Annotated in this window: 3 protein-coding genes and 2 pseudogenes; 3 read left to right on the plus strand and 2 right to left on the minus strand. The window is 63.4% G+C overall.

The annotated features are described in order from the left end of the window. Positions 1-83 (plus strand): annotated as a pseudogene (locus tag ACF08N_RS38000) (IS5/IS1182 family transposase); the annotation flags it as partial. A 482-nt stretch (positions 84-565) separates the two neighbouring features. Here ACF08N_RS38000 and ACF08N_RS38005 read toward each other — a convergent pair. After that, a complete protein-coding gene (locus tag ACF08N_RS38005; RefSeq protein WP_392329261.1) occupies positions 566-943 on the minus strand; it encodes a fic family toxin-antitoxin system, toxin component in 378 nt (125 codons plus the stop codon). Further along, complete coding sequence (locus ACF08N_RS38010; RefSeq protein ID WP_392329262.1) at positions 943-1179, minus strand: hypothetical protein; 237 nt, start codon at positions 1177-1179, stop codon at positions 943-945. The genes ACF08N_RS38005 and ACF08N_RS38010 overlap by 1 nt, the downstream gene beginning before the upstream one ends. A gap of 1000 nt (positions 1180-2179) precedes the next feature. On the opposite strand from ACF08N_RS38010, the gene ACF08N_RS38015 reads away from it, so the two are divergent. Further along, entirely contained in the window at positions 2180-2449 is a 270-nt protein-coding gene (locus tag ACF08N_RS38015; protein ID WP_392329263.1) for a hypothetical protein, read from the plus strand. 104 nt (positions 2450-2553) lie between these two features. Next, positions 2554-2645 (plus strand): annotated as a pseudogene (locus ACF08N_RS38020) (IS5/IS1182 family transposase); the annotation flags it as partial.

Consider the following 2645-nt stretch of genomic DNA (forward strand, 5'->3'; position numbering starts at 1 on the left):
GGCGGGCCAGATGCTCCACCCGCCGCATCGGCACCATCGTCCAGGCCGTCCACACCCTCATGACCTGCACGTATTCAGGATGAAAGAGGTTCACTAGCGTACGCGCGGAGTTGATCACCATAGCCATCTCTTCCAGGTGCCCGAGTCGTGACAGTCGGGGCCATTAGACGCACACCTGAACGACGCCTTTGACAGTCATCGAATTTGGCGAGTCAGCGGTAGCAGTGCAGGCGGTGCTGGTGAAGACGAGGAAGTGTTCGGCTTTGGCTCGTTGCGGCAGTGGAGGCGGCAGCAGCCGGCGAGCCCGGCGCAACGCGATGCCCCGTCCGCGTAGCCGCCGTCGCAGGTGGAGTAGTCGTAGTCGTTGTCGGCGTGAAGCTTTCCCAGCCCGCGCCATCGGCGTCCGCGGCTGGAACGGATCGGCAGTATCGGAGAGCCTGGCTGTCGTACAGGTTCGTGCCGGAGATTCCCACGGACGGAGGCACAGCAGTCGCGTCAACGAGTGCTGCTCTGACGCGTGGGCCGGCGCCTGCGCACCGACTGCCCCCATTCTTTGGGGCGCACCTCAGGTGGCGGTGGGCCACGTGCGGAGCAGTGCGGCGATCTTGGCGGCGGTGCAGCGGGGATCGAGAAGGAGGTCGCGGAGCGCCATCGCGTCGTTGCGCGTTGGTTTGACCGCGATGCCTGCGGCTTCCAGATACATGACGCCGCTGGCGGCGGCGACGGCCATGTTGGAGCGCTCAAGCCATCGGCAGCGGCCCAGAGTGTGCACCAGCGCTGCGGCCTTGGGGTAAGGGCCGTCGTAGACAGGCTGTTTGAAGAACTCGGCGCGGTGGCGCGCGATGGCGGCGAGAGGCACGCCGTAGTCGTCGGGGGCCGGATCGTCCGCTCCTGCGATCTCGGCGACCTGCAGGATCCAGGGGACGTCGATGTGCAGTTCCATCAGGCGGCGCGCGCTGCCGGAGTCTGCTGGGCGTCCTCGGCCTCGTCAAAGATGTCCTGGTGCTCGGCGAGGAAGCGGGCTGCCGCATCCACAGCCCGGGCGCGCAGCCCGCTGGTGTCCTCCTGCACGAGGCGGGTGAGATAGTCCCCCACGCTCAGCCCAAGGTCAGCGGCGCGCTGCCTCGCGAGTTCCGCTACGTCCTCGTCCACCCGTGCACCGATCTGTGTCTTCGCCACACCCGCATGGTAACAGGCGTTACCAATCGTGCGGAGGGGGGTACCGTGGTTGGCAGGCGAGCGACAGCGAGGGAATCGCCACCGGGCAAGGACGTGCCCGGTGAGGCGGGAGCGGGCTCGGGCAGGACTGAATTCCGAGTGCCTGTCCGATCGCTCCGGTGACAACTGGTCGGCTATGCGGCAGAGCAGCTTCGTGTCCGACGTCCCGGGTGAGGCGTTCGAGCGTGGCAGGGCATTCAAGGCGGCCACGGGCGCCTGGTCGGCAAACCGGGTCAGCTGCTCCTCCAGTCGCCCGAGGGTCTCGGAGATGTAGGGGCGGGAGATGTCGATGTCTTGAGGCCGCTGTCGTCAACCCGGTTCCAGTCGATCGGGTAGCTCTTATCCGCTGCCCGTTCACGTTCTGAGAGGACGGCGGATCCTGCGACCTCGCAGGCGTGCAGGAGGGCACTTGAGTTGTTCTCAGCCGCTATCGCGGCACGCTTGTCGCCGGTCTTGCATTATCTGCCTGCCGCAGCTCGGCACCGCGAGTGCTTCGCGCCCCTGTTTTGCACTCTGCCTACGAGTGTCGGGGGCACGTCACGCTGGCATTGGCCTGTACTGGAAGGCTGCGCCGGTATCCGGTCAGGGGCGATACGCCGGGCCGCGCCCAGAAGGCCGTCTCGGCTCCCCATTCGTGACAGACTGCGATCAGTCACTTCTTCAATGAGTGACCATCAGTTCCATCAGCGTGGTAGCAGGCTGAGGTTTCCGCCAAGTATTTAGTACTCACAGTTGCTTGTCCGGTATCAATTACTCATATCGGCCTCTCTCTTCGAAAGCTACCTTGACGGGCATGATGAATTTAACGCGCCTATTCGGCGCCACTCTCGCAGCCGGATCACTCGCTCTTCTCGGTGGTACGCCGGCGAATGCTCTCGACACACAGAGCGTCAAGGGTGCGGTTTACGGCGAACCGCAATGCACTACGGGCGCATCGGGAGACAGGACATGGACGCACTGTGTGTACGTCTACGCGGTGACCGGGCTCGCAGCCGGGAATAGTTTTGGCGAGGCTGCACAGAAATTGAATCCTGGAATTTCCCAATTAGTCCAGACGTATGACACCATGGATGGCTGTGGAGCTTCAATGGGACCAACAAGCACTAAAGCTATCCACTTTCCTACAGATGCCGCGATGAGTGATAAATATCACTGGATGCCCGGAGACCCCGAATACGGTGCCGAACTCAGAGGTAATATTACGCAGGTGTGCCTGAACTGGTCTTCTTGACCTCTGAATCACTGAACCTCTTTCATCCTGCCCCGCGGTGGGAAATGACCTGGTGGGCAGGGGCGTGACAGGACAGGCCCCCTCGTCGTTGGCGTGGTGATCTCATCACACCGGCGACCGAGGGGCCCTGTTGGTTCCGTATCCTTCCATGCTCGACGTCCCGTACGAGCTCGTCGAGCATGTCTCCTGGCTCATC

It is taken from the genome of Streptomyces sp. NPDC015127 (assembly GCF_043080095.1).
In the GTDB taxonomy this organism is placed as follows: Bacteria; Actinomycetota; Actinomycetes; order Streptomycetales; family Streptomycetaceae; genus Streptomyces.